This is a genomic window from Kitasatospora sp. NPDC087861, from assembly GCF_044742585.1.
In the GTDB taxonomy this organism is placed as follows: domain Bacteria; phylum Actinomycetota; class Actinomycetes; order Streptomycetales; family Streptomycetaceae; genus Kitasatospora.
In genome coordinates, this window is record NZ_JBIUUS010000004.1 from 32,353 (window position 1) to 57,749 (window position 25,397).

Consider the following 25,397-nt stretch of genomic DNA (forward strand, 5'->3'; position numbering starts at 1 on the left):
AGTGGGGGCCCCCGCCCGCGGTGTGCGACGGGGGTGCGGTAGCGGTGCTCACAAGTCGTTGCAGGGTTGGGAGGCGCTGCACCTGATCCGGTCAGCTGCACCGGGGGGTGGGGCCCCCTCGTCTGCAGCCGCAGGAATCGTGGCAGCAAACGAGCCGTTAATGACAGATGCATGCCACGGAATGGCCGATTCATTACCGAAACCGTATGCACGACTGTTCGTCAGTTGTGTTACCCCATTGCGAACTCGTGAACACGGTTTTCATGATCCGGGTAAAGTTCGATCACTTCCGGATGTCACTGACCAGCGCTCAGGGCCCCCGCCCGCACCACCCGGTGTCCCGCGGCGCCGAGCGGGCGCGGCACATCACACTTCCGGCCGTGCCATCGGTGGTTTCCGGCCACCGGGCGGCCAAAACGAAGCGGGTCCCGCACCACCACAACGGCGGTGCGGGACCCGGGAGTTCCGGTTACGGTCCGATCAGCCCTGGACGAACACCGCCACGGTGCGGCCCGGCACGGTGAAGGTGCCGGTCGCGGCGTCGAAGCCGGACTGTTTCACCACCTCGTCCGCACCGCCCGCCTGGACCGGGTGCAGGGCCTGGCCCGTCCCCCTCAGGGCCGCCACGGTCTGCGCCTGCGCGGTCGGCGTGGCGTTGAACACCACGGTGACGCCCTTCTCGGCCCCCTTCAGCCCGGTGCCGTCCAGGTGCAGGGTGATCACCCCGGGCGTCTCGCCGGGCGTGCCGGAGAGCGGGTAGGACAGCCGCTGCTGGACGGCGGCCAGGGTCGGCAGGGAGAACAGCGGGGAGGACTGCTTGATCCGAAGGAACTGCTGGTACTGCGCGGTGGTCGCGCGGATCTCGGCCGCCCCCATGGTCAACTTCGGGTTGGCCAGCAGGGACTGCGCGGTCGACCACATCTCCTTGTTGTCCGCCGCCGGCGGCAGGCCACGGCCCCAGCCGTTGCCCTGTCCGGCGTCCCAGTGGATCGCGTTGAACCAGTCACCCGAGTCGTAGGAGTTGGCGTCCAGCGACTTGGAGCGCAGCAGGTCGCTGCCGGCCTGGGCGAAGCCCGCGCCCTGGGTGAGCGCGGTGAGCGAGAGCCCGAGGGCCTGCATCCGGGCCCGGTCGGCGGGCGCGGTGCCGGTCGGCAGCTTGTAGGCGAGCGCGTCGAACAGGTCGGTGTTGTCGTGGGCGTCCACGTACTCCACCGCCTCGCCCGGCTTGGCCGCGTACCCGGTCGGGGCGCCGTTGTAGTCGACCTGCGCGCCGGTGACGGCCTTGCCCGAGCTGTCGGTGAAGGAGTAGCCGGCCAGGTTGCCGGTCAGTCCTACCTTCAGCTGGTCCATCTGGTGCAGCAGCCGGGCCTTCTGCTCCTGCGGGCTGCCGTTGGCGGGCGAGCCGTTGGGGTCGGTGTACAGGCCCGAGGCGAAGCCCTGCTGCGGGGCGGAGCTCAGCATGAAGTTGCCGCCGCGGGCGGCGTCGCGGATCCGGTCGTCGAAGGTGGCGATGCCGGTGCCGGCCAGGTTGAGCTGGGTGGCCTGCTCGAACCGGGCGTTGTTCGCGACGACGCCGAAGTTCCAGCCCTCGCCGTAGAGGAGGACGTTCCGGCCGTCGACGCCGTCGGAGTCGGGCGTCATCTTCCGCAGCGCGGCCTGCACGTCCAGCATGGTGGATTTCGGGTCCAGGCCCATCAGGTCGAAGCGGAAGCCGTCGACCTTGTACTCGCGGGCCCAGGTGGTGACCGAGTCGACCACGAGCCGGTTCATCATGGCGTGTTCGGGCGCAGTGTCGGCGCAGCAACTGTCCGTGGTGACCTTGCCGTTGGCGTCCAGCCGCTGGTAGTAGCCGGGGACGACCCGGTCCAGCACCGAGTGCTCGGCCTGGCCGCTGGCGGCGGTGTGGTTGTAGACGACGTCCAGCACCACCCGCAGTCCGGCCTCGTGCATCGCCTGCACCATCTGCCGGAATTGCACCGTGCGGGCAACGCCGTTCGGCTCGGTGGCGTACGACCCCTCCGGCACGGTGTAGTGCAACGGGTCGTAGCCCCAGTTGTACGCGTCGTCGGCGGCCACGGCCGCCACGCACTCCTGCTGCTTCGGGCCGTCCGGGGGAAGGGACTTGAGGTCGCAGGCCGGCAGCTTCTGGTCGGCCCGGTTCTCCCGGATGGTGGCGATGTCGAAGGTCGGCAGCAGGTGGACGGTGGTCACCCCGGCCTTGGCGAGCTCCCGCAGGTGCTGCATGCCGGCCGACTGCGACTCGGTGAACGCCAGGTAGGTGCCGCGCTCGGCGGCCGGGACGGTGGTGTCCTCCACCGAGAAGTCCCGGACGTGCAGTTCCTGGATCTGCTGCTGCGCCGGCGGGACGGCCTTCGGGACGGCCTGCTCCTCCCAGCCCTTCGGCTTGAGCTCCTTGGCGGCGAGGTCGGCGACCAGGCTGCGCCGGGAGTCGGTGGACAGCGCCACCGAGTACGGGTCGGTGACGGTGTTGACCACCACCTGCTGCACCGAGGGCGCCCAGACCTTCACCTGGTACAGGTAGTACTTGCCGTCCAACTCGGCCTTGTCGCGGACGACTTCCCACACGCCGGTCTCGTCGTCCAGCTTCAGCGGCAGCGTCTTCGGGGTGCCCCCGGTCGCGCTGTCGAAGACCTGGACGGACACCTCCTGCGCGGTCGGCGCCCACACCGAGAGCGCCACCTTGCCGTTGTAGTAGGCCGGGCCGAAGTCCACCCGGCCGGTGCGGCGCGCGTACAGGTCGTCCAGCACGCCCGGGGTCTGCACCCCGGTGGCGGCCAGGACGGCACCGCTGGGCAGGTGTTCGGTGAACAGCAGCTGGCCGCGCAGCGCCGCCGGGACGCGGGCGGTGTCGCGGGCGTCCACGGTGAAGGCCCGGTAGCCCGCCAGGTGCGGGTACGCGGCCTTCTGGGCGTCGGTCAGGCCGCCCTGGACGGGGGTGAGCCGGATCCACCGGCCCGGCCCGGTCAGCGCGCCCTTGTCGGCGCGGATGCCGCCCTCGGGGTCGTACACCAGCTGGGCGCTGGTGCCGCCGGCCAGGGCCGCGTCGTTCGCGCCGTAGCCGGCCGGGACGACGACGGTCCTCGCGTCGATCCACTGGGCCTTGGCGCTGCCGAGGTCCACCTGCGCGGAGGCGGCGGGGTTCTGCGGCAGCAGGTAGCCCTCGCGGCCGCCGAGGATCCACACCTCGCGGCCGTTGACCGCGAAGTCCAGCGACTGGTCGGCGGGCAGGTCCTTGTCGTTGCCCTTGTGCAGGATGTAGCTGAGGCTGGTCGCGCCGGGGGCCAGCGGCACCTCGAAGACGGCGCCGAAGGCGTCGCGGCGCACCGGCGTCAGCGGCTTGCCCCAGTCGGTGGGGGTGGCGGCGCCGGTCCAGTCGTGCAGGCCCCAGCCGTCGTAGTCGCCGTCGGCCCGGTTGTAGTGGATGACGGCGGTGCCGGCGGGCGGTGTGCCGGCCGGGCCCGGGTCGGCGGTGCGCACGGTCGGGTCGCCCTGCTTCAGCCAGACCTCCCCGGCGGCGCCGACGTCGAGGTGGCGGTCGGCGTCCACGTCCTTGACGCCGTTCTTCTCGACGATGAACCCGACGTCCGAGGCGCCGGGCTTGAGCTTCACGTACGCGAAGGCGCCGTACGCGTCCCGCCCGGTGAAGGCGTGCCCGGCCGGCCACTGGGTGGCCTCGCCGTCGGCGAGGTCGCCCCAGGCGTAGAGGTTCCAGCCGTCGTAGTCGCCGTCCGGCCGGTTGTAGTGGACGACGGCGTACGGGCGGGCGCCGGCCGTGGGCACCGGCTTGGGCGCGGGGGCGCCGGTGGTGAAGCTCGCGGTGGCGGAGCGCAGCCGGCCGCTGGAGTCCTGGACGACGGCCTTGTAGCGGACGACCGTGCCGGGGGCGGCGGCGCTCAGGTCCTGGGTCACGGCGAAGAGTCGTCGGCCGTCGGGGCCGGAGGTGCCGGTGTCGGCGGTGCCCAGGGTCTGCCAGGGCCCGTTGCCGATCTGGGCGGCGAAGCTGACCCGGTCGAAGCCGCCGCCGTCCGCCGCGGCGCCGACGGTGACGGTGCCGCTCGCACCGTCCGCCGGCGGCCGCACCGCGAGCTGCGGCGCCGCCGTGGTGGGCGCCGGCTTGGCACCGGCCTTGAACACCACCGAGGAGAGCGCCGGCACGGTGACGGTGACCTTGCGGTCGGCCCCGCTGGTCGCCCGCTCCCCCGCCGCCGGGTAGATCCGGTCGAAGGCCGTCCCGGCCGAGAAGGTGTCCAGGGTGACGGTCTTCGCCTCGGCGGCGTTGTTGACCGCCACCAGGTACTCGATCTGCTGCCCGGCGTCGATCCGGGAGAAGGCGTACACGCCCGCGCCGTCGGCGGCGTAGCGCTCGATCTGGGCGCCGTCGGCGAGCGCCGGGTTCTGCCGGCGCAGTTCGGCCAGCGCGGCGACGTCCTGGTAGAGCCCGCCGTCCTGTCCGTACCGGTCGGCCGGGCCGGGGGTGCCGCCGAGCACCCGGTCGCTGTTGTACGAGGGCGTCCTGGAGGCGAACATGTCCTGTCGGGCGTCCTGGTCGCCGCCCGCGCCGGTGAAGCCCTGCTCGTCGCCGTAGTACACGACGGGCTGGCCCCGGGTGAGGAACTGCAGCTCGGTGCCGAGCCGGTCCTTCTTCAGCAGGGTGGCCTCGTCGGCACCCGGGTTGTCGGCGAGCAGGAAGGAGCCGAACCGGCCCATGTCGTGGTTGCCGAGGAAGGTCGGCAGCTCGTACGCGTCGGTGTCGGCGGTGGTGTAGCGGTAGTCCTGGGCGTAGACGTCGGAGAGGTTCCGCGCCGAGCCGCCCTGGGAGACGTAGGAGCGGGCCGCGCCCTGGAACGGGAAGTCCAGGGTGGCCTGGAGCCTGCCCTTGGTGACGTACGGCGAGGTGATCGCCGGGTCGCCGGAGTAGACCTCGCCGAACATGAAGAACTTCTTGTTCCCCTGCTTGGCGGCGAAGTCCTTGAGCGCGGGCGCCCACTGCTGCCAGAAGGCCATGTCGACGTGCTTGACGGTGTCGATCCGGAAGCCGTCCACGCCGGCGTCCTTGACCCACTGCTGGTAGACCTTCTCGAAGCCCTTCACCACCCGGGGGTTCTGGGTGTCGAGGTCGTCCAGGCCGCTGAAGTCGCCCTCGGTGGCGGATTCGCCGACGAAGGTCGAGTCGCCGCGGTTGTGGTAGAGCGCGGGGTCGTTGAGCCAGGACGGGGTCTTGGCGCCGGCGTCGGCGGGGGTGCGGAAGACCGGGGTGTAGGGGAAGGAGTCCTTGGTCAGCCGCGGCCAGGGCGCCCCGGCGTCGGCGATCGCGGTCTCGTCGACCGGCTTGCCGTCCGCGTCGAGCGTCGGGTAGGCGCCGACGGAGCGGTAGGCGTGCTGCTGCTCGGCGTCGTCGATCACGTCGGCGGTGTGGTTGGTGATGACGTCGAAGAAGACCTTGATGCCGCGGGCGTGCGCCTTGGCTATCAGGTCCTTGAGCTGCTCGTTGGTGCCGAAGTGCGGGTCGACCTGGGTGAAGTCGGTGATCCAGTAGCCGTGGTAGCCGGCCGACGCCTGCGCGCCGCTGCCCTGCACCGGCTTGTTCTTGAAGATCGGGGCCATCCAGATCGCGGTGGTGCCGAGGCCCTGGATGTAGTCGAGCTTCTGGGTCAGGCCGGCCAGGTCGCCGCCGTGGTAGAAGCCCTTGTCGGCGGGGTCGAAGCCGTGGTCCAGCCGCCCGCCCGTGATGCCGCCGGTGTCGTTGGCGGGGTCGCCGTTGGCGAAGCGGTCGGGCAGGGCGAAGTAGAACTGCTCGCGGGTGAGGTCGTGCCGCCCGGCGGTGGCCGCCAGGGCGGCGTCCGAGGGCGGGGCCGGCGCGGCGGCGGCGAGGGCCGCGGGGGCGCTGCCGAGGGTGGCGGCGGTCAGGGCGGCGGCCAGCAGGACGGCCGTGCGGCCGGGTCTGCGTCGGGGGCGGAGCGGCGGCGTATCGGCCACTGAGGGTCTCCCTTAGGGGAAGGGCGATCGAGTTCCCAGGAAGCTAGCGGCCTGCAATATGTTTCAGCAAGATGCAGAAACCGTTTCGTGCCGGGAAAATCCAGGCCTCCGGCCCGTGCCGCCACCCCGATTACTCCCTTCAGGCGGTCGGCATGACAATGGGACGTATGTCCGTCCCACCGGTAAGCACCAGACTCGACCGCACCCCCTACCCCGGTGGGAGCCGCCCCCTACCCCTCAAGGGGGACAGCCGGTGAAGAATCCACTGCCAGGGGATGATCGGACGGCGACAGGACGTCTGGCAGACTTCTCGTCCATGGGGGAACCGACCGAGATCCAGCAAGGCCGCGCAAGGCGTGCCGAGGCGGCGCACGGTGACGGTTCCGGAGCACGGCCGGCCTCTTCGGAACGCCTGCCCGACGGAGCCACCCGCGCCACCCGGACCCGCGCCGCCGCGCTGCGCGACCGCATCCGCGACCAGCGGCGCTCGCCGGCCCGACCGAGGGTCTGGTTCGAACTGGCCCTGATCGGGATCAGCTACTGGATCTACTCGATCGTCCGCAACGCCGTCCCGGAACAGGAAGCGATAGCCCAGAAGCACGCGCGCTGGATCTGGGACCTGGAACACTCCCTCGGCATCGCCGTCGAGCGCTCGATCAACCACGGCGTCGACAGCATCGGGTGGCTCATCACCGGGATGAACTACTACTACGCGACGCTGCACTTCGTCGTGACGATCGGCGTGCTGATCTGGCTGTACCGCCGCCACCCCGGCCGCTACGCCGCGGCCCGCGCCGTGCTGTTCATCACCACCGGGATCGCCCTGGTCGGCTTCTACGGCTTCCCGCTGGCGCCGCCCCGGCTGATGACCGACGGCGGGTTCATCGACACCGTGAAGGTCCACGGCACCTGGGGCTCGATGGCCTCCGGGCCCGCCGCGCACGTCTCCAACCAGTTCGCGGCGATGCCCTCGATGCACATCGGCTGGTCGATGTGGTGCGGGCTGGCCATCTTCTGCCTGGCCCGCCGGACGTGGGTCAGGGTGCTCGGACTGCTCTACCCGGCGGCCACCCTGGTGGTCATCGTCTCGACCGCCAACCACTTCTGGATGGACGCGGTCGTCGGCGAGCTCTGCCTGGCCCTGGGCTTCCTCGCCGCCCGCTGGCTGTACCACTCCTGGGTCTACAAACTGCCCCAGGTGCCCGCCCGGGAGACGGTGGAGGAGCCGATCACCGTCCCCGAGCAGTGGAGCGAACAGGCGGTCGGCAGCGCACGGCGCTAGCCCGCAGGACGAAGGAGCACGCGAGAGGGGCCCCGGTCGGGGCCCCTCTCGCGTGCTCGGCTCAGCCGCCGTAGAAGAGCCGCTCCACCACCGCCCGGGCCCGCCGGGTGGTCCGCCGGTAGTCGTCCACCAACTCGCCGCTGTGACCGGCGCCGTACCCGAGGTAGCGGGCCACCCCGGCCAGCTCCCGGGCCTCCCCGGGGAAGCTGTCGCCGGGCCGGCCACGGACCAGCATCACCGCCGAGCGCACCCGGGAGGCCAGCACCCAGGCCGCGTCCAGCACCTCCGCGTCCGCCCGCCCGACCAGCCCGGCCTCGACGGCGGCCGCCAGCGCGGCCCTGGTCCGGGTGGTGCGCAGGGCCGGCAGCTCGTGCCCGTGCTGGAGCTGGAGCAGCTGCACCGTCCACTCCACGTCGGCCAGCCCGCCACGCCCGATCTTGGTGTGCGTGGTCGGGTCGGCGCCGCGCGGCAGCCGCTCGGCCTCGATCCGCGCCTTGATCCGGCGGATCTCCACCAGGTCCCGCTCCGGCACCCCGGCGCCCGGGTAGCGAAGCGGGTCGATCAGCTGCCGGAACCGGGCGCCCAGCTCCTCGTCCCCGGCCACCGGATCGGCGCGCAGCAGCGCCTGGCTCTCCCAGGCGTGCGACCAGCGCCGGTAGTACGCCGCGTACGAGGACAGGGTGCGCACCAGCGGGCCGCTGCGCCCCTCCGGCCGCAGGTCGGCGTCGACCAGCAGCGGCGGCTCGGTGGACGGCGCGCCGAGCAGGGTCCGCAGCTCGTGGCAGACCGCCTGGGCGGCCCGGGCGGCGTCCTGCTCCAGCGAGCCGAGCAGCGACTCGTGGACGAAGAGCACGTCCGCGTCCGAGCCGTAGCCCAGTTCGCGGCCGCCGAACCGGCCCATCGCGATCACCGCGATCCGGGTCGGCAGGTCCCCGTGCTCGGCCTCCCAGCCGGCCACGCAGGCCCGCAGCGCGCCCTGCAGGGTGGCGGCGTTGAGCGCGGTCAGCGCCTCCCCCGCCGTGTCCAGCGCCTCGGCCGGGTCCTCGTCGAGCCGGCCGAGGACGTCCGCGGCGGCGGTCCGGAACAGCTCCCGGCGGCGCACCGAGCGGGCGGCGGCGACGGCCGCGGCGGTGGACCCGGCCCGGCCGACGGCGGCCAGTATCTCCTGCTCCAGGGCGGGCCGGCCGCGCGGCGCCAGGCCCTGCGGATCGCCCAGCATGGCGACCGCCTCGGGGGCGCGCAGCAGCAGGTCGGGGGCGAGCCGGCCGGCCGACAGCACCCGGGCCAACTGCTCGGCGGCGGCGCTCTCGTCGCGCAGCAGCCGCAGGTACCAGGGGGTGCGGCCGAGCGCGTCGGAGACCTGGCGGAAGTTGAGCAGCCCGGCGTCCGGGTCGGCCGAGTCCGCGAACCAGCCGAGCAGCACCGGCAGCAGGGTGCGCTGGATCGCGGCCTTGCGGCTCACCCCGGAGGCGAGCGCGCTGAGGTGGCGCAGCGCGGCGGCCGGGTCCGCGTAGCCCAGTGCCTCCAGCCGGGCCCGGGCCGCGTCCGGGGTCAACCCGGCGGCGCCCGGCGGCAGTTCGGCGACGGCGTCGAGCAGCGGGCGGTAGAACAGCTTCTCGTGCAGCCGCCGGACCTCCACCGCGTGCCGCTTCCACTCGCGCTGCAGGGCGGCCACCGGGTCGGAGCGGGTGTCGTCGTTGATCAGCGCGGCCAGCGAGCGGGCCAGTCGGCGCAGGTCCTCGGCGCCGGTGGGCATCAGGTGGGTGCGGCGCAGCCGGTACAGCTGGATCCGGTGCTCCAGCGAGCGCAGGAAGCGGTAGGCGGTGTCCAGCGAGACGGCGTCCGCCCGGCCGACGTACCCGCCGCGGGAGAGCGCGGCCAGCGCCTCCAGGGTGTTGCCGCTGCGCAGCGCCGGGTCGGTGCGGCCGTGCACCAGCTGGAGCAGCTGGACGGAGAACTCGACGTCGCGCAGCCCGCCCGGGCCGAGCTTGAGCTGGCGGTCCAGTTCGGTGGCCGGGATCGAGTCGATCACCCGGCGGCGCATCTGCTGCACGTCGGTGACGAAGTTGTCCCGGGCGGCGGCCTGCCAGACCATCGGGGCCAGCGCCTCGACGTAGGCGGCGCCGAGGTCGGCGTCCCCGGCGACCGGGCGGGCCTTGAGCAGCGCCTGGAACTCCCAGGTCTTGGCCCAGCGCTGGTAGTAGGCGAGGTGGCTGGCCAGGGTGCGCACCAGCGGGCCGTTGCGGCCCTCGGGGCGCAGGTTGGCGTCCACCGGCCAGATGGTGCCCTCGCCGGTGGTGTCCGAGCAGAGCCGGGTGAGGAGGGCGGCGAGCCGGGTGGCGGCCTTGACGGCCTCGTGCTCGTCCACGCCCTCGTGCGGCTCGGCGACGAAGATGACGTCCACGTCCGAGACGTAGTTGAGTTCGCGGCCGCCGCACTTGCCCATCCCGATCACGGCGAGCCGGCAGGCCCGGGCGGCGTCCGGGTCCTGCTCGGCGGCGAGGTCCAGGGCGGTCTGCAGGGTGGCGCCGGCCAGGTCGGCGAGTTCGGCGGCGGTCTGCGCGAGGTCGGCGGTGCCGGTCAGGTCGCGGGCGGCGATGGCGAGCAGGCAGCGGCGGTAGGCGATGCGCAGCGCGTCCGCCGGGCTGCGGCCGCCCGTCTGGCCGCTGCCCTGGACGCCCTCGGCGAGCGCGCGGCGGAAGTCCTCCGGGCCGGGGTGCATGTCGCGCAGCTCGAAGGTGACCAGCACGTGCCAGTCGTGCGGGTGCCGGGCCAGGTGGTCGGCGAGCGCGGTGGAGACGCCGAGCACGCCGAGCAGCCGGTCGCGCAGCGGCTTGGAGGTGGTGAGGGTGTCGCGCAGGGTGTGCCGCTCGGCCTCGTCGGCGGCCTCCAGCAGCCGGGCCAGGCCGAGCAGGGCGAGGTCGGGGTCGGCGGTGGCGCCGAGCGCGTCCAGCAGCACGGGGTCCTCGGCCAGGCCTTCCAGGCCGGGCCCGGCCAGCAGCCGCACCGCCTGCGCCGGGTCGGTGAACCCGCGCCGGACCAGCCTGTTCTCCGGCCGGCTGACCCGGCTCCCGGCCCGCTGTTCCTCCACCGCCATCGCCCCTCCGTCCGTCCGCCCCAGCAGGTTACGCGCCCTGGCGGTCCGGCGCCGGACACGACCGGCGGACACGACCGGCGGACGGATCCACCCGCCGGGCGCCGAGGCCAGGTCATCGCATTCCGCCGTGGCGAGACGATCCACCCCACCGGAGGGCCCGCTGTCATCCGGTCGAACGACAACGGGCCCGAAGCTGTTTGAGAAGCCGTCAGGCGCTCACAGCACCTGGAGGTTCTTGCGCAGCTCGAACGGCGTCACCTCGGAGCGGTACTCCTCCCACTCCTGGCGCTTGTTGCGCAGGAAGAAGTCGAAGACGTGCTCGCCGAGGGTTTCGGCGACGAGTTCGCTGCGCTGCATCAGGTCGATCGCCTCGCCGAGGTTCTGCGGCATCGGCTGGATGCCGAGCGCGCGGCGCTCGGAGTCGGACAGGGCCCAGACGTCGTCGTCGGCGCCGGGCGGGAGCTCGTAGCCCTCCTCGATGCCCTTGAGGCCGGCCGCGAGGGTGACGGCGTAGGCGAGGTAGGGGTTGCAGCCGGTGTCCAGGGAGCGGACCTCGACCCGGGTGGAACCCTGCTTGCCGGGCTTGTACATCGGCACCCGGATCAGCGCCGAGCGGTTGTTGTGGCCCCAGCAGATGTAGGACGGGGCCTCGCCGCCGGCGCCGGCGGTGCGCTGGGAGCCGCCCCAGATGCGCTTGTAGGAGTTCACCCACTGGTTGGTGACGGCGGCGGTCTCGGCGGCGTGCTTGAGCAGGCCGGCGATGAAGGAGCGGCCGACCTTGGACAGCTGGTACTCGGCGCCGGACTCGTGGAAGGCGTTGCGGTCGCCCTCGAACAGCGACAGGTGGGTGTGCATGCCGGAGCCGGGGTGGTCGGAGAAGGGCTTGGGCATGAAGCTGGCGTGCACGCCCTGCTCCAGCGCGACCTCCTTCATGACCAGGCGGAAGGTCATGATGTTGTCGGCGGTGGACAGCGCGTCGGCGTAACGCAGGTCGATCTCCTGCTGGCCGGGGGCGCCCTCGTGGTGGGAGAACTCCACCGAGATGCCCATCGACTCCAGCATGGTGATGGCCTGGCGGCGGAAGTCGTGGCCGACCCCGCGCGGGGTGTGGTCGAAGTAGCCGGACTGGTCGGCCGGGATCGGCGGGGTGCCGTCGCCGGGCAGGTTCTTCAGCAGGAAGAACTCGATCTCGGGATGGGTGTAGAAGGTGAAGCCCTGGCCGGAGGCCTTCTCCAGGGTGCGCTTGAGCACGAACCGGGGGTCGGCGTAGGAGGGCGAGCCGTCGGGCATCAGGATGTCGCAGAACATCCGGGCGGTGCCCGGGGTCTCCGAGCGCCACGGCAGGATCTGGAAGGTGGTCGGGTCCGGCTTGGCGATCATGTCGGATTCGTACACCCGGGCGAAGCCCTCGATCGCCGAGCCGTCGAAGCCGATGCCCTCCTCGAAGGCCTGCTCCAGTTCGGCCGGCGCCACCGCGACCGACTTCAGGAACCCGAGCACGTCGGTGAACCACAGCCGGACGAACCGGATGTCACGCTCCTCAAGCGTCCGAAGCACGAACTGCTGCTGCTTGCCCATGGGGACAGTCTCACCTCTGCTCTTTACGCTTGTGTTACGCCCGGAAGACCCCCGAAAGCGACTGACCCCATCATGGCCGATCATCGCCCGGGACGGCAGTGCCGGGCCCGGCCCGACCCCCCGGGCAGCACATTGCGTCAGATCGACGATTACACTCGGGGGCATGCCCAATCTCCGTCTCGCCCTGAGCCAGATCGACCCCTGGGTCGGTGACATCGCCCGCAACAGCGATGAGGTGGTGCGCTGGACCAAGCAGGCCGTGGAGGCCGGCGCCCAGCTGGTCGCCTTCCCCGAGATGGCCCTGACCGGCTATCCGGTCGAGGACCTCGCCCTGCGCCGCTCCTTCGTCGAGGCCTCCCGTGGCGCGCTGGTCGAGCTGGCCGGGCGGCTGGACGCCGACGGACTGGGCGGGGTGCCGGTGGTGGTCGGCTACCTCGGGCGCTCGGAGCACGCCTCGCCGCGGTTCGGCCGCCCGGCCGGCTCACCGCAGAACTGCGCCGCCGTGCTGCACCGGGGCGAGGTGGTGACCCGCTTCGCCAAGCACCACCTGCCCAACTACGGCGTGTTCGACGAGTACCGCTGGTTCGTCCCGGGCGACCAGCTGCCGGTGCTGCGGCTGCACGGGGTGGACGTCGCGCTGGCCATCTGCGAGGACATCTGGCAGGACGGCGGCCGGGTCACCGCGGCCCGCGAGGCCGAGGCCGGGCTGCTGCTGGTGATCAACGGCTCGCCGTACGAGCGGAACAAGGACGACCAGCGGCTGGAGCTGGTGCGGCGCCGGGCCGCCGAGGCCGGCTGCCCGCTGGCCTACGTCAACATGGTCGGCGGCCAGGACGAGCTGGTCTTCGACGGCGACTCGATCGTGGTCGGCGCGGACGGTGAGGTGCTGGCCCGCTCGCCGCAGTTCGAGGAGCACCTGCTGGTGCTGGACCTCGACCTGCCGGCCGCCGGCAGCGACCACACCGACGGCCTGCTGCTGAGCGACGGGCTGCACCTGGTCCGCACCGACCTGGGCGGCGAGCCGCAGGCCGCGCCCGCCTCGGCGGCGGCCGCCGAGGTCGCGCCGCGGCTGTCCGACGAGGCCGAGATCTGGGCCGCGCTGGTCGCCGGCACCCGGGCGTACGTCGCCAAGAACGGCTTCAGGTCGGTGCTGATCGGCCTCTCCGGCGGCATCGACTCGGCGCTGGTGGCCGCCATCGCGGTGGACGCGATCGGCGCCGAGAACGTGTACTGCGTCTCGATGCCCAGCCGCTACTCCTCGCAGCACTCCCGGGACGACGCGGCCGAGCTGGCCCGCCGGACCGGCCTGCACTTCCGGACCGTCTCCATCGCCCCGATGTTTGACGCGTACATGGGCGCCACCGAGCTGACCGGCCTGGCCGAGGAGAACCTGCAGTCCCGGCTGCGCGGCACCCTGCTGATGGCGATCTCCAACCAGGAGGGGCACATCGTGCTCGCGCCCGGCAACAAGAGCGAGCTGGCCGTCGGCTACTCGACCCTCTACGGCGACTCGGTGGGCGCGTTCGGGCCGATCAAGGACGTCTACAAGTCGCTGATCTTCCGGCTGGCCCACTGGCGCAACGAGGAGGCCCAGCGGCGCGGCGAGGTGGCGCCGATCCCGGAGAACACCATCTCCAAGCCGCCGTCCGCCGAGCTGCGGCCGGACCAGAAGGACAGCGACTCGCTGCCCGACTACGACCTGCTGGACAGCGTGCTGGCCCGCTACATCGAGGGCGACGAGGGGCGGGACGCGATCGTCGCGGCCGGCTTCGACCCGGCCGTGGTGGACCGGGTGGTCCGGCTGGTCGACACCGCCGAGTACAAGCGGCGGCAGTACCCGCCGGGCCCGAAGATCTCGGTCAAGAACTTCGGCCGGGACCGCCGCCTGCCGATCACCAACCGCTGGCGCCGCGGCTGACCGTCACGAGGAGTACCGGTAGGTGGCGGCCACCGCGAGGTGGTCGCTGCCGTCCCGGGGCAGGGTCCGGGAGTCCACCGGCTTGAGCCCGCCCTTGCTCATGATCTGGTCGATCCGGGCCATCGGGAAGCTCGACGGCCAGCTGAAGCCGAAGCCGTCCCCGGCGGCGCCCTGGGCCGAGCGCATCTGCGAGGTGACCGGCGCCAGGCTGCGGTCGTTCATGGTGCCGTTGAGGTCGCCGAGCAGCAGGACCTTCTTCAGCTGCTCTGCCTGGATCGCGTCGCCGAGCGCCTGCGCGCTGACGTCCCGCTGGTCGACGGTGAAGCCGCCCTCGGCCTTCAGCCGCACCGACGGCAGGTGCGCGACGTACACCGCGACCGGGCCCTGCGGGGTGGTGACCTCGGCCCGGAACGCCCTGGTCCAGCCCATCTTGAGGTCCACCGGCGAGACTCCGCCGATCGGGTACTTCGACCAGAGGCCGACCGTCCCCTCCACCGCGTGGTACGGGTACGCCTCGGCGAGCCCGCTCTCGTAGCCGCGCAGCGGCTTGCCGGCCAGTTCCTGGAGGGCGACGATCTGGGCGCCGGAGGCCACCAGCCCCCGGACGGTGCCCGGCACGTCGGTGTTGGCGGCGGCGACGTTGTGGCTGACCACCGTCCAGTCGCCGGAGCCGCCGCTCTTGTCGGTGAGCAGGCCGCCGAACAGGTTGAGCCAGACCGCGACCGGCAGCAGCAGGGCGATCAGCGCGGTGACCGAGCGGCGCAGCAGCGCGGGGACCAGCAGCACCGGGACGGCCAGGCCCAGCCAGGGCAGGAAGGTCTCCAGCAGGCTGCCGAGGTTGCCGACGCTGTTGGGAACCTCGGCGTGGAAGGCCATCGACGCGGCGGTGAGCGCGGCCAGCACCGCGAGCACCAGTCCGCGCCGCCAGGTGGTGGCGCCGCGGCCGTCCCGGCCCCAGTGCCGCAGGCCCAGGAAGCCTCCGGGACGGCCCGCGGGGGCCGGGGCGCTCTCCTCGCCCCAGGGCCCGGCCGTGCTCCGGTCGGTCCTGTCCGCCTGCGTCATCCGTGGCTCCCGTCGTTCGTGCCGTCGCCGGTCCGGTGTCCGGCCCGTGCGGTTACGGGCGGGGTGCCGGACTGGTGCCGGTTTGGTCGGATACCCGGCTCAGCCTATGCCGGGACAGACGCGGGGTCCCGGGAGCGGGTTCCGGCGTGGCCCGGTTTGGTGAGCCAGACCACGCCGGGCGGTGCCGACCGGAGACTCGGGCGCGGGCTTCAGTGGCCGGGGCAGCGGGCCACGGGCGGTGCGAGGCCTTCGAGCAGGGAGTCGACCATCCGCCGGGCCAGCTCCGGGTCCTCCAGGTCGGAGTCGTCCGTGAGGATGCTGCGGTACAGGATCGGGCCCATCAGCATGTCGCCGAGCAGGTCGACGTCGAGGTCGGAGCGGAGCACGCCCTCGTCCACGGCGCGGCGGACCAGGGCGAGCGCCGCCTCCCGGCGCGGCTTGATCACCCGTTCGCGGTAGGCGTTGTACAGCTCGGGCAGGCCCTGCATCTGGCCGAAGGCGGCCTTGAGCACCCAGCGGGAGCGCTTGGCGAGGCCGCGCCGGCGCATGTAGTCGATCATCTCGATCAGGTCGTCCCGGGCGGTGCCGCCGGTGGCCGTGGGCATCGGGACCTCCAGCCGGCTGACCACGTCGACCAGCAGGGCCTCCTTGTTGGGCCAGCGCCGGTAGATGGTGGCCTTGCCGACGCCGGCGGCGGTGGCGATGCCCTCGATGGTGAGCTCGGACAGCGTGGTGCCGCCCGCCATCAGGTCCTCGACGGCGGCGAGGATGGCCTGCTCGGCGGCCTCGCTGCGCGGTCGGCCGCGGCGTGCGGTGGCGCAGGGTTGTCCGGTCCCGGCGACCGGGCTGTCCGTCTTCATCCCCGCTGTTCTCCCTCGCTGTCCGCGTGGCGCGCGGGCGCCGTTCGGTTTCCGATGGTGGTCCGTGGGCCGGGCCGGGTGGTGGTCCGCCGCTCCGGAGCGTGGCCCTGCCACACGGGGATCACCCGGGTGACAGGGCCATTGTCGCTCAGCGCGGTCGCGGGTCAGGCGTCCGCGGCCACGGCCTCGCGGCTCTGACCGGGCTGCTCGGAGGCCTTCCCGGCCGGACCACCGGGGGCGGCCGAGCGGCGCGGCAGCAGGAACCAGGCGATCAGCGCGCCGACCACCGTGATGCCGGCGGAGAGCGAGGCCACCACGTGCATGGCGCTGATGAAGGCGTCGTCGGCCGGGCCGATCAGCGCGGCGCCCTTGGGGCCCATCCGCTCGGCGATGGCCAGGGTGGCCTCCAGCGACTCGCCGGCCTTGCCGCGCAGTTCGTCGGGCAGCTGGTTCAGCGTGTCGGTCATGCCGTCGCGGTAGACGGTGGAGAGCACCGCGCCGAGCACGGCGACGCCGAGCGAGCCGCCGACCTGGCGGAAGGTGTTGTTCACGGCCGAGCCCGCGCCGGCCTTCTCGCGGGGCAGCGAGGCCATGATCGCGACGGTGACCGGCGGCATGACGTGCGCCATGCCGGTGCCCATCAGCAGGCCGAGCACGACCAGCACCCAGATCGGCGTGCTGACGGTCAGCAGGGTGTAGCCGACGAAGCCGACCGCGATCAGCAGCATGCCGACGGCGGCGGTGGCGGCGACGCCGAAGCGGTCGACCACCAGCCGGGCCCGCGGGGCGAACAGCAACTGGGCGGCGGCCAGCGGCAGCATCAGCACGCCCGCCTGGAGCGCGCTGTAGCCGCGCACGCTCTGGATGTAGAAGACGCCGAAGAACGAGACGCCCATCAGCGCGAAGAAGACCACGCCGACGACCACGACGGAGGCGCTGAACACCTTGTTCCGGAACCAGCTGATGTCCAGCGCGGGGAAGCGGGTGCGGCCCTCGAACCAGACGAAGGCGACCAGGGCCAGCAGGCCGACCAGGGTCGGCACCCAGGCCTCGGCGGCGGTGAAGTCGGCCAGCTCGCCGCCCTTGATGATGCCGTAGATCAGCGCGACCAGGCCGATGATCGACAGCAGCACGCCTATCGGGTCGAGCTTGCCCGGGTTCGGGTCCTTGGACTCGGGCACCAGGATCGCCATCGCGATCACCGCGACGATCACGATCGGGACGTTGACCAGGAAGACCGAGCCCCACCAGAAGTGCTCGATCAGCAGGCCGCCGGTGATCGGGCCGATGGCGATGGCCAGGCCGACCGCGCCGGCCCAGATCCCGATCGCCTTGGGCTGCTCGGAGCGCTCGAAGACGTTCATGATGATGGCCAGCGTGGCGGGCATCGCGAGCGCGGCGCCGACGCCCATCAGGGCGCGGTAGCCGACGAGTTCACCGGGCGAGGCGGCCAGCGCGGAGAGCAGCGAGGCAATGCCGAAGACCACCATGCCGCCCAGCAGCGCGCGCTTGCGGCCGAAGCGGTCGCCGAGCAGGCCGGAGGTGAAGAGCAGCCCGGCGAACACCAGGGTGTAGGAGTTGATCGACCATTCCAGGTCGCTCTGGCTGGCGCCGAGGCCGACCGGCGCGGGGGTCGCGATGGTCTTCATCGCGACGTTGAGGATCGAGTTGTCGAGGACGACGACGAGCAGGGCGAGCACCAGGGTGCAGAGGATCGCCCAGCGCCGACGGTGGATGGCTTCCGGCACACGAGGTGGCGCGGCTGCGGTGGTCATTGGTCTTCCCGTCCGTGATGGTGTGGCACTGGCGGGCAATTCCGAGCCATGGTCGTCTCGTAACCCCCCGCACCAGAGTAGCGCGCATTACGATACGAGACGACTCCGTTTCGTAAAAACGCGGCAAAGCCCGCCCGGTCCCCGACCGGCTCCCCGACCGACCCGCGCGCCGCGGATCGAGCCACCGGTGTGCCGCAGATCGCACCCGGTCACCTGCACGCCTCTTTGCGCTCACGCCGGGGCGTGCAAGCATGGAGGTGATCCGGGGACGCCGCACGGCGCCACGAGACGACAACCTTTCAGGAGTCCGTTCGATGAACGCTTCTTCGCCTTCGCCTGCCCAGAACCAGGCGACGACCGCCACCCTCTACGGCGGGGTCACCAGCCGCCGCGTCACCGTCCGCGACCTCGCCGCCGCCAAGCAGCGCGGCGAGAAGTGGTCGATGCTCACCGCCTACGACGCCCTCACCGCCGGGGTGTTCGACGAGGCCGGCATCCCCGTCCTGCTGGTCGGCGACTCCGCCGGCAACTGCCACCTCGGCTACGAGACCACCGTGCCGGTGACCATGGATCAGATGGTGATGCTCTCCGCCGCCGTCGTCCGCGGCACCAAGCGCGCGATGATCGTCGCCGACCTGCCGTTCGGCTCGTACCAGGAGTCCCCCGCGCAGGCCATGCACAACGCGGCCCGGCTGATGAAGGAGGCCGGGGTCGGCGCGGTCAAGCTGGAGGGCGGGGAGCGCAGCGCCCGCTCGATCGAGCTGCTGGTCGAGGCCGGCGTCCCGGTGATGGCGCACATCGGCCTCACCCCGCAGTCCGTGCACGCCTTCGGCGGCTACCCGGTCCAGGGCCGCGGCGACGAGGCGGCGCACCAGCTGCTGCGCGACGCCAAGGCCGTCCAGCAGGCGGGCGCCTTCTCGGTCGTGCTGGAGGCGGTGCCGGCCGAGCTGGCCGCCCAGGTCACCGAGCAGCTGGCGATCCCGACCGTCGGCATCGGCGGCGGGCCCGACACCGACGCCCAGGTCCTGGTCTGGACCGACATGGCCGGCATGACGGCGGGCCGGGTGCCCAAGTTCGTCAAGCAGTACGCCGACCTGCGGACCGTCCTCGGCGACGCCGCCCGCGCCTTCGCCGAGGACGTCCGCGGCGGCGCCTTCCCGGCGGCGGAGCACAGCTTCCACTGACGCCCCCGGACGGCCCCGCTCCCCCACCCCGGGAGCGGGGCCGTTGTCATGCGCGCTCCCCCGGTGACAGCGGTCTGACGGTGCGGCGCCGGGCCGGCCGTCGCGGTGACAGCCCGCTGACAGCCCGGCCGGACAGCCTGAGGGCATGACACGAATCGCCACCGCCCCGAACGACCGGGGGACCACCGCGGGCAACGCCGTCGAAGTCCGCGGCATCGTCAAGCACTACGGCTCCACCAAGGCCCTCGACGGGGTCGACCTCACCGTCCGCGAGGGCACCGTGCTCGGCGTGCTCGGCCCCAACGGCGCGGGCAAGACCACCCTGGTCCGGGTCCTGTCCACGCTGATCAAGCCGGACGCCGGCACCGCGTTCGTCGGCGGCTACGACGTCCTGCGCCAGCCCAAGCAACTGCGCCGCACGATCGGCCTCACCGGCCAGTACGCCTCCGTCGACGAACTCCTCTCCGGCTACGAGAACCTCTACCTGATCGGCCGGCTGCTCGACCTCTCCAGCCGCGACGCCAAGGCCCGGGCCGCCGAGCTCCTGGAGCGCTTCTCGCTCACCGAGGCCGCCAAGCGGCCCGCCAAGACCTACTCCGGCGGCATGCGCCGCCGCCTCGACCTGGCCGCCAGCATGATCGGCCGCCCCCGGGTGCTGTACCTGGACGAGCCCACCACCGGCCTGGACCCGCGCACCCGCAACGAGGTCTGGGACGAGGTCCAGCGGATGGTCGCCGAGGGCAGCACCGTGCTGCTCACCACCCAGTACATGGAGGAGGCGGAGCAGCTCGCCGACGAGCTGACCGTCATCGACCGCGGCCGGGTGATCGCCAACGGCGGCGTGGCCGAGCTCAAGGCCAAGGTCGGCGGCCAGACCCTGCAGGTGCGCGCCGCCCACCCGGCCGAACTGCCCGAGATGGCCCGCTGCCTGCACGACCGCGGCATCACCAGCGCCACCGTCTCCACCGACACCGGCCTGCTCGCGGTGCCGATCACCGACGACGAGCAGCTGACCACCGTTATCGGGGTGCTCGGCAACCGCGGCTTCGCGATCGCCGGCATCGACACCAAGGTCCCCAGCCTCGACGAGGTCTTCCTCGCCATCACCGGCAAGCCCGCCGACACCGCGGACGCCGCCCCCAGCCTCGCCAAGGAGCCCGTCGCATGACCACCGCCACCATCGCCCCGGCCCGGGTGGAGGACACCCGGATCGGCCTGGCCGGCACCTTCCGCCACGTCGGCGCGCTGACCCGGCGCAACCTGATGCGGATCAAGGCCGACCCGGAGTCGATGTTCGACGCCGTACTGATGCCGATCATCTTCACGGTGCTGTTCGTCTACGTCTTCGGCGGCGCCGTCTCCGGCAACCAGGACGCCTACAAGCAGTACATGATCCCCGGCCTGCTCGGGCAGACCGGGCTCACCCTCGCGATGGCCGTCGGCACCGGCCTGAACAGCGACTTCCAGACCGGGGTGATGGACCGCTTCCGGACCCTGCCGATCGGCCGGGCCTCCGTCCTGCTCTCCAAGATGGCCGCCGAGACCTGCCGGGCGCTGCTCTCCTTCGTGATCCTGATCGGCTTCGCGCTGTGCATCGGCTTCGAGGTGAAGACCGGACCGCTGGAGGTCGTGGCCGCCGTCGGCCTGTCGCTGGTGTTCGGCATGTCGGTCGTCTGGGTCTCGATGCTGCTGGGCATGGCGCTGCGCAGCGCCCAGGCCGTCCAGGGCGTGGCCATGCTGGTCCTGATGCCGTTGCAGTTCGGCAGCTCGATCTTCGCGCCGACCAACACCATGCCGGGCTGGCTGCAGACCTTCACCAAGGTCAACCCGCTGTCGGCGCTCGCCGACGCCTCCCGCTCCCTGCTCAACGGCGAGGGGCCGCTGGCCCACCCGGTGATGGTCGTGCTGGTCTGGTCGGCGGCCTGCACCGCGATCTTCGCCCCGCTCGCCGTCGCCCGCTTCCGCAAGCGGACCTGAGGACGACCGCCGGCCCTCTTCGGACGGAGGGCCGGCGGACGGGTCGGCCGGCGACCCGGGACAGGCGTCGGCCGACCGGACGGATCGGCTGACCGGCCACCGGGGGACGGGGGCCGGTCAGCCGATCAACTCGTCCAGCAGGCCCTGGGTCTGCTGCGGGGTCATGCCCAGGCCGACGTCGTGGGCGGCCTCGAAGGCGGCGTCGCCCAGCAGCCCCCGGAGGGCGGCCTCCGACCGCCCGCGCTCCGTGCGCTCCAGGTAGCCGCCCTTCGGGCCGTTCAGCTCATGGTGCGCGCCGAGCAGGACGGCGGCCTGCCGGGCCCGCTCCAGGTCGCCGTCGCGTTCGGCGAAGGCCCGCAGCAGCCCCACCACGGCCGGCACCACCATGACCGTCATCTGCTCGCCGAAGCCGGACGCGGTCCGCATCGACTTGAGCAGCCGCCGGCCCTCGGTGAGCAGGGCGAGCCCCCGCTCCGGATCGCCCGCCCGGGCCGTGATCCAGCCCTTGCCGCTGGTGAGCAGGCCGGCCACGATGCTCGGGGCGAAGCCGCCGACGCTGACCACCTCCAGCTTGTCCAGTTCCGCCAGCGCCTGCGCGTACTCGCCGCGCTCGGCGTGGATGCCGCAGAGCGTCAGGCGCCCGAACAGCAGCGCGCCGCTGGTGGACTGGTTCGCGCCCGGGGAGTCCAGCCCGGCCAGCGTCTCCCGGACGATCCGCTCGCCGCGCTCCATGTCCAGCTCCAGCAGGGTCGCGCCGAGGTTCACCCGCAGGATCGGCACCTCCTGCGGCGCCCCCAGCTCCTCGGCCAGCGCGATCGCCCGCTCGTACGCGGCGATGGCCGCCTCGGCCTCGCCCCGGTTGGCCAGCGCCTCACCGCGGGCCGCCTGGGCCTGGGAGATCCCCCAGAGGTCGCCGGCCCGCTCGTACAGCTCCAGGGAGCGCTCGCCGTCCAGGACGCCCTGCTCGGCCCCGCCGGGCCAGTCGTTCATCATCTTGGCCCGGATCTGCAGGATGAACGCCAGGTCGTTCAGGTCGCCGTGCACCTCGCAGCCGCGGACCGCGTCGTCCAGCAGGTCCTTCATCAGCTCCATCCGGCCGGCCAGGAACGCCCCGAAGACCCGCAGCATCGCGGGGAAGCGGTAGGACTGCGGCAGCTCCGGGGAGTAGGCGTCGAGCAGGTGCTCCGCGACCGCGATCGCCTCCGGATCGCCGAGTACCTCCAGGTTCCCCTCGAACATGCCGATCAGCCGGTGCATCGCGAGCAGCCGGCGGCACTCCTCGACCACCCCCGCGGGCATCGGCAGGCCGTACGCGAGGACGTTGCGCTCCAACGGCACCGGCGGCGGGACGTCCGGGCCGAACGGGTCCGGGGCCAGGGCGGCGACCGCGGTGTACCAGCCCCGGGCCTCCATGCTGTAGCCGCGCAGCGACCAGTACCAGCTCATGCCGAGGACGAGGACCAGTGCCTGCTCCTCGTCCCCGAGGTCGATCGCGCGGCGCAGCGCGGTCCGGACGTTGTCCTGCTCGCGCTCCAGCACCGCCAGCCACTGCAGCTGCTGCGGGCCGTGGATGTTCAGGTCGGCGGTGGCGGCCACGGCACGGAAGTGCGCCAGGTGGCGGGCCTCGGTCGCGTCGCGCTCGGCGGCCGACTCGGCCAGCCGCTCGGTCGTGTACTCGTGGATGGTCTCCAGCATCCGGTAGCGCGGCAGGCTGCCGTCGTCCAGGTCGGCGACCAGGAGGGACTTGTCGACCAGCGACAGCAGCAGCTCGGCGACCTCCTCGGGTGCCACCTCGGCGCCGTCGGCGCAGATCGGCTCGGCGTCCTCCAGCCGCCAGCCGCCGGCGAACACCGAGAGCCGGCGCAGCACCGCGCGTTCGCGCTTGCCCAGCAGGTCCCAGCTCCAGTCGACCACCGCGCGCAGGGTCTGCTGGCGCGGCAGCAGGGTGCGGCTGCCCGCGGTGAGCAGCGCGAACCGGCCGTCCAGCCGGTCGGCTATCTGGCGCGCCGTCATCACCCGCAGCCGGGCGGCGGCGAGTTCGATGGCCAGCGGCAGGCCGTCCAGGCGGCGGCAGATCTCGGCGCAGGCCGCCGGGTCGCTGCGCGGGTCGAAGCCGGGACGGGCGGCGGCGGCCCGCTCGGTGAGCAGGCGCAGCGCCACCGGGTCGGGCAGCGGCTCGACCGGCAGCACGGCCTCGCCGGGCACACCGAGCGGCTCCCGGCTGGTGGCGAGCACGGTCAGCCCGGGGCACTCGGCGAGCAGCACGTCGGCGAGGTCGGCGGCGGCCTGGATCAGGTGCTCGCAGTTGTCCAGGACGAGCAGCATCCGGCGGCGGCCGCAGTGCTCGACCAGGCGGCGCACCGGGTCCTCGGCACGCTTCTCCATCACCTCGGCGACCATGCTGCCGGTGTGCAGGACGATCTCGCGCAGGCCGAGTGCCGAGACCACCGCGGCGGGCACCGCCTCCGGGCTCTCCAGCGGGGCGAGTTCGGCCAGCCAGACGCCGTCCGGCCAGTGTCCGGCGGACTGTTCGGCGCGGCCGGCCTCGATCGAGAGCCTGGTCTTGCCGGAGCCGCCGGGGCCGGTCAGGGTGACCATCCGGCCGGCCGTCAGGGCCTCGCGCAGGGTGGAGAGGTCGGATTCGCGGCCGACGAAGCTGGTCAGTCGGCCGCGCAGGTTGCCGGCGGGGCGCGCCGGTTGGGGGGCGGGCACCGGTTGGGGGGCGGGCGCCGGTACCGCTCGCGGTGGCGCCGCCACGGCCTCCGGCGGGGCCAGCAACTCGGCGTACAGGGACTGGAGTCGGCGCCCCGGGTCGACGCCGAGCTCCTCGGCGAGGGCGCGCCTGGTCCGCTCGTAGTGGCGCAGCGCCTCGGCGGTGCGGCCGCTCTCGTGCAGCGCCCGGATCATCAGGTGCTGCAGCGGCTCGTCCAGCGGCTGCCGTTCGCAGAGCTCGGCGAGTTCGGCGACCAGTTCGGCCGCGCGGCCGAGCCCGAGGTCGGCGGTGATCCGGTGGCGGCGGGCCTCGTCGTGCTGGGTCTCCAGCCGGGCTGCCGGTCCCCCGCGGTCCGGCAGATCGGCCAGGGCGGGGCCGCGCCACAGCGCCAGGGCGGCGCGCAGCCGCTCGGCGGCGAGCGCGTGGTCCCCGGCGTCGAGGGCGCGACGGCCCTCGGTGCCGAGCCGCTGGAACTCGGCGAGGTCGGTGGCGGGGCCGGTCAGCCAGTACCCGGCCGGGCCGGAGCCGACCTCGTCCCGGCCGATGGTGCGGCGCAGCCGGCCGACCAGGGTCTGCAGCGCGGCGGTGGAGTCCTGTGGTGGCTCGGCCTCCCACACCTCGTCCACCAGTTGGTCGGCGGACACCGGGCGGCCCTGCCGCAGGGCCAGCGCGGTGAGCAGCGCCCGTAGCCGGGCGCCGCCCAGCGGCACGGGCGTTCCGTCGTCGTGGTGGGCCGTCGTGGTCCCGAGGATGCCGTAGTACACCGGACCATTCTGGTCGATGGGCGCGGATCGGGCCGCACAATTGTGTGGGCCCCTCCACCCGCGGTGGAACGCCGGCGGGGCCCTCGGACGTTCACCGTGGACGGCTTGTCCGGTCACCGGCCGACCCGGCATGATCGATCCCCTGGCCGCCCCTCCTCGGACACCCGGAGCACCCACACCATGACCTTCGCCGCCACGCAGCGCTCACGCAGCGAGGACCGCCGGATCAGCCCGGTGTTCTGGGTGCTCCTCGCCGTCCTCGGCACCTCGGGCTGGGCGGTGTACGCCGGCTACGGGAACGCCTCGTTCGGGGTGTTCCTGTTCGTGGTGGCGGGCTGGATGGTCTCGCTGTGCCTGCACGAGTACGCGCACGCGCGCACCGCGCTGCACGGCGGCGACATCAGCGTCGGCGCCAAGGGCTACCTCACGCTCAACCCGCTGAAGTACGCCAACGTGCTGCTCAGCTTCGTGCTGCCGATCGTGTTCGTGATCCTCGGCGGCATCGGTCTGCCCGGCGGCTCGGTCTGGATCGAGCGGGACCGGATCCAGGGCCGGCTCAAGCACAGCCTGATCTCGGCGGCCGGGCCGCTGGTGAACCTGGTGTGCGCGGCCGTGCTGCTGATCCCGATCGGCGCCGGCTGGCTGGACGACCCGACGGTGCACGCGGTCTGGAACGGCTATGAGCTGACCGTCTCGCCGTTCGCCGGCGCGCTCGGCTTCCTCGGCCTCCTGCAGCTCAGCGCGGCGCTGCTGAACCTGCTGCCGGTGCCCGGCCTGGACGGCTACGGGATCGTCGAGCCCTGGCTGTCGTACAAGACCCGGCGCGCGGTCGAGCCGTTCGCGCCGTACGGGCTGCTGGCCGTGTTCGCGCTGCTCTGGCAGCCCGCGGTGAACTCGTTCTTCTTCGGGATCATCCACGACCTGATGAGCCTGTTCGGCGTGGACCAGGACTACGCGACGCTCGGCCGGTACCTGTTCAGCTTCTGGAAGAACTAGCCCTGCTCGGCCGCCGCGGCGGCCTCGGCGATCTTCGCGCGGCGGCGGTTCATCCAGAGCACGTTGCTCGCCACACCCGCCATCGGGAGCCAGATCAGGCCCAGCCAGAAGCCCTGGGTCAGCGAGACCACGGCGGCCGCCAGCGCGAGGACGACGACGATCAGGGCGAAGAGGGACGTGCGGGGCATGGCGGG

At 72.8% G+C, this 25,397-nt stretch carries 14 protein-coding genes; 6 read left to right on the forward strand and 8 right to left on the reverse strand.

Annotated elements, in window-relative coordinates; all coding sequences use genetic code 11:
* Positions 1 to 480 precede the first annotated feature (480 nt).
* Positions 481 to 5,997 (reverse strand): pullulanase-type alpha-1,6-glucosidase, encoded by a 5,517-nt coding sequence (pulA, locus tag ACIOJE_RS07360; RefSeq protein ID WP_400774004.1) that lies wholly within the window; start codon positions 5,995 to 5,997, stop codon positions 481 to 483.
* Positions 5,998 to 6,313: 316 nt separating this feature from the next.
* On the opposite strand from pulA, the gene ACIOJE_RS07365 reads away from it, so the two are divergent.
* Complete coding sequence (locus ACIOJE_RS07365; RefSeq protein WP_400774007.1) at positions 6,314 to 7,279, forward strand: phosphatase PAP2 family protein; 966 nt, start codon at positions 6,314 to 6,316, stop codon at positions 7,277 to 7,279.
* Positions 7,280 to 7,340: 61 nt separating this feature from the next.
* Here the strand turns inward: ACIOJE_RS07365 and ACIOJE_RS07370 are convergent, their stop codons facing one another.
* Positions 7,341 to 10,376: a bifunctional [glutamine synthetase] adenylyltransferase/[glutamine synthetase]-adenylyl-L-tyrosine phosphorylase gene (locus ACIOJE_RS07370; protein ID WP_400774008.1), complete on the reverse strand. Its 3,036-nt coding sequence runs from the start codon at positions 10,374 to 10,376 to the stop codon at positions 7,341 to 7,343.
* A 216-nt stretch (positions 10,377 to 10,592) separates the two neighbouring features.
* Positions 10,593 to 11,954 carry a type I glutamate--ammonia ligase gene (glnA, locus tag ACIOJE_RS07375; RefSeq protein ID WP_280674688.1) on the reverse strand — a complete coding sequence of 454 codons (1,362 nt, stop codon included), beginning with the start codon at positions 11,952 to 11,954 and terminating at the stop codon, positions 10,593 to 10,595.
* Positions 11,955 to 12,117: 163 nt separating this feature from the next.
* Between glnA and ACIOJE_RS07380 the strand changes: the two genes are divergently transcribed.
* Positions 12,118 to 13,872 carry an NAD+ synthase gene (locus tag ACIOJE_RS07380; protein WP_280674690.1) on the forward strand — a complete coding sequence of 585 codons (1,755 nt, stop codon included), beginning with the start codon at positions 12,118 to 12,120 and terminating at the stop codon, positions 13,870 to 13,872.
* 3 nt (positions 13,873 to 13,875) lie between these two features.
* Here the strand turns inward: ACIOJE_RS07380 and ACIOJE_RS07385 are convergent, their stop codons facing one another.
* The 3 genes from ACIOJE_RS07385 to ACIOJE_RS07395 form a co-directional block, all read right to left on the reverse strand.
* A complete protein-coding gene (locus tag ACIOJE_RS07385; RefSeq protein ID WP_400774011.1) occupies positions 13,876 to 14,934 on the reverse strand; it encodes an endonuclease/exonuclease/phosphatase family protein in 1,059 nt (352 codons plus the stop codon).
* Positions 14,935 to 15,143: 209 nt separating this feature from the next.
* The gene (locus tag ACIOJE_RS07390; RefSeq protein ID WP_280674694.1) at positions 15,144 to 15,794 is read right to left on the reverse strand and encodes a TetR/AcrR family transcriptional regulator; all 651 of its coding nucleotides are present in this window, start codon (positions 15,792 to 15,794) and stop codon (positions 15,144 to 15,146) included.
* Positions 15,795 to 15,958: 164 nt separating this feature from the next.
* Positions 15,959 to 17,569, reverse strand: coding sequence for a DHA2 family efflux MFS transporter permease subunit (locus ACIOJE_RS07395; RefSeq protein ID WP_400774014.1), 1,611 nt, complete (start codon positions 17,567 to 17,569; stop codon positions 15,959 to 15,961).
* Positions 17,570 to 17,883: 314 nt separating this feature from the next.
* On the opposite strand from ACIOJE_RS07395, the gene panB reads away from it, so the two are divergent.
* The 3 genes from panB (at position 17,884) to ACIOJE_RS07410 (ending at position 20,730) form a co-directional block, all read left to right on the forward strand.
* The gene (panB, locus tag ACIOJE_RS07400) at positions 17,884 to 18,753 is read left to right on the forward strand and encodes a 3-methyl-2-oxobutanoate hydroxymethyltransferase (protein ID WP_400662271.1); all 870 of its coding nucleotides are present in this window, start codon (positions 17,884 to 17,886) and stop codon (positions 18,751 to 18,753) included.
* A gap of 145 nt (positions 18,754 to 18,898) precedes the next feature.
* Positions 18,899 to 19,921 carry an ATP-binding cassette domain-containing protein gene (locus ACIOJE_RS07405; protein WP_400774016.1) on the forward strand — a complete coding sequence of 341 codons (1,023 nt, stop codon included), beginning with the start codon at positions 18,899 to 18,901 and terminating at the stop codon, positions 19,919 to 19,921.
* A complete protein-coding gene (locus tag ACIOJE_RS07410; protein WP_280674702.1) occupies positions 19,918 to 20,730 on the forward strand; it encodes an ABC transporter permease in 813 nt (270 codons plus the stop codon). The genes ACIOJE_RS07405 and ACIOJE_RS07410 overlap by 4 nt, the downstream gene beginning before the upstream one ends.
* 117 nt (positions 20,731 to 20,847) lie before the next feature.
* Here the strand turns inward: ACIOJE_RS07410 and ACIOJE_RS07415 are convergent, their stop codons facing one another.
* The gene (locus ACIOJE_RS07415) at positions 20,848 to 24,207 is read right to left on the reverse strand and encodes an AfsR/SARP family transcriptional regulator (protein WP_400774019.1); all 3,360 of its coding nucleotides are present in this window, start codon (positions 24,205 to 24,207) and stop codon (positions 20,848 to 20,850) included.
* A 180-nt stretch (positions 24,208 to 24,387) separates the two neighbouring features.
* Between ACIOJE_RS07415 and ACIOJE_RS07420 the strand changes: the two genes are divergently transcribed.
* A complete protein-coding gene (locus ACIOJE_RS07420) occupies positions 24,388 to 25,203 on the forward strand; it encodes a site-2 protease family protein (RefSeq protein WP_280674707.1) in 816 nt (271 codons plus the stop codon).
* On the opposite strand, the gene ACIOJE_RS07425 is transcribed toward ACIOJE_RS07420, so the two are convergent.
* Positions 25,200 to 25,391, reverse strand: coding sequence for a hypothetical protein (locus ACIOJE_RS07425; RefSeq protein ID WP_280674709.1), 192 nt, complete (start codon positions 25,389 to 25,391; stop codon positions 25,200 to 25,202). The genes ACIOJE_RS07420 and ACIOJE_RS07425 overlap by 4 nt on opposite strands.
* Between the last annotated feature and the right edge of the window lie 6 nt (positions 25,392 to 25,397).

Coding starts and splice junctions, on each gene's coding strand:
- ACIOJE_RS07365 (WP_400774007.1), top strand. CDS start 6,314: ATGGGGGAACCGACCGAGATCCAGCAAGGCCGCGCAAGGCGTGCCGAG.
- ACIOJE_RS07370 (WP_400774008.1), bottom strand. CDS start 10,376: ATGGCGGTGGAGGAACAGCGGGCCGGGAGCCGGGTCAGCCGGCCGGAG.
- glnA (WP_280674688.1), bottom strand. CDS start 11,954: ATGGGCAAGCAGCAGCAGTTCGTGCTTCGGACGCTTGAGGAGCGTGAC.
- ACIOJE_RS07380 (WP_280674690.1), top strand. CDS start 12,118: ATGCCCAATCTCCGTCTCGCCCTGAGCCAGATCGACCCCTGGGTCGGT.
- ACIOJE_RS07385 (WP_400774011.1), bottom strand. CDS start 14,934: ATGACGCAGGCGGACAGGACCGACCGGAGCACGGCCGGGCCCTGGGGC.
- ACIOJE_RS07390 (WP_280674694.1), bottom strand. CDS start 15,794: ATGAAGACGGACAGCCCGGTCGCCGGGACCGGACAACCCTGCGCCACC.
- ACIOJE_RS07395 (WP_400774014.1), bottom strand. CDS start 17,569: ATGACCACCGCAGCCGCGCCACCTCGTGTGCCGGAAGCCATCCACCGT.
- panB (WP_400662271.1), top strand. CDS start 17,884: ATGAACGCTTCTTCGCCTTCGCCTGCCCAGAACCAGGCGACGACCGCC.
- ACIOJE_RS07405 (WP_400774016.1), top strand. CDS start 18,899: ATGACACGAATCGCCACCGCCCCGAACGACCGGGGGACCACCGCGGGC.
- ACIOJE_RS07410 (WP_280674702.1), top strand. CDS start 19,918: ATGACCACCGCCACCATCGCCCCGGCCCGGGTGGAGGACACCCGGATC.
- ACIOJE_RS07420 (WP_280674707.1), top strand. CDS start 24,388: ATGACCTTCGCCGCCACGCAGCGCTCACGCAGCGAGGACCGCCGGATC.
- ACIOJE_RS07425 (WP_280674709.1), bottom strand. CDS start 25,391: ATGCCCCGCACGTCCCTCTTCGCCCTGATCGTCGTCGTCCTCGCGCTG.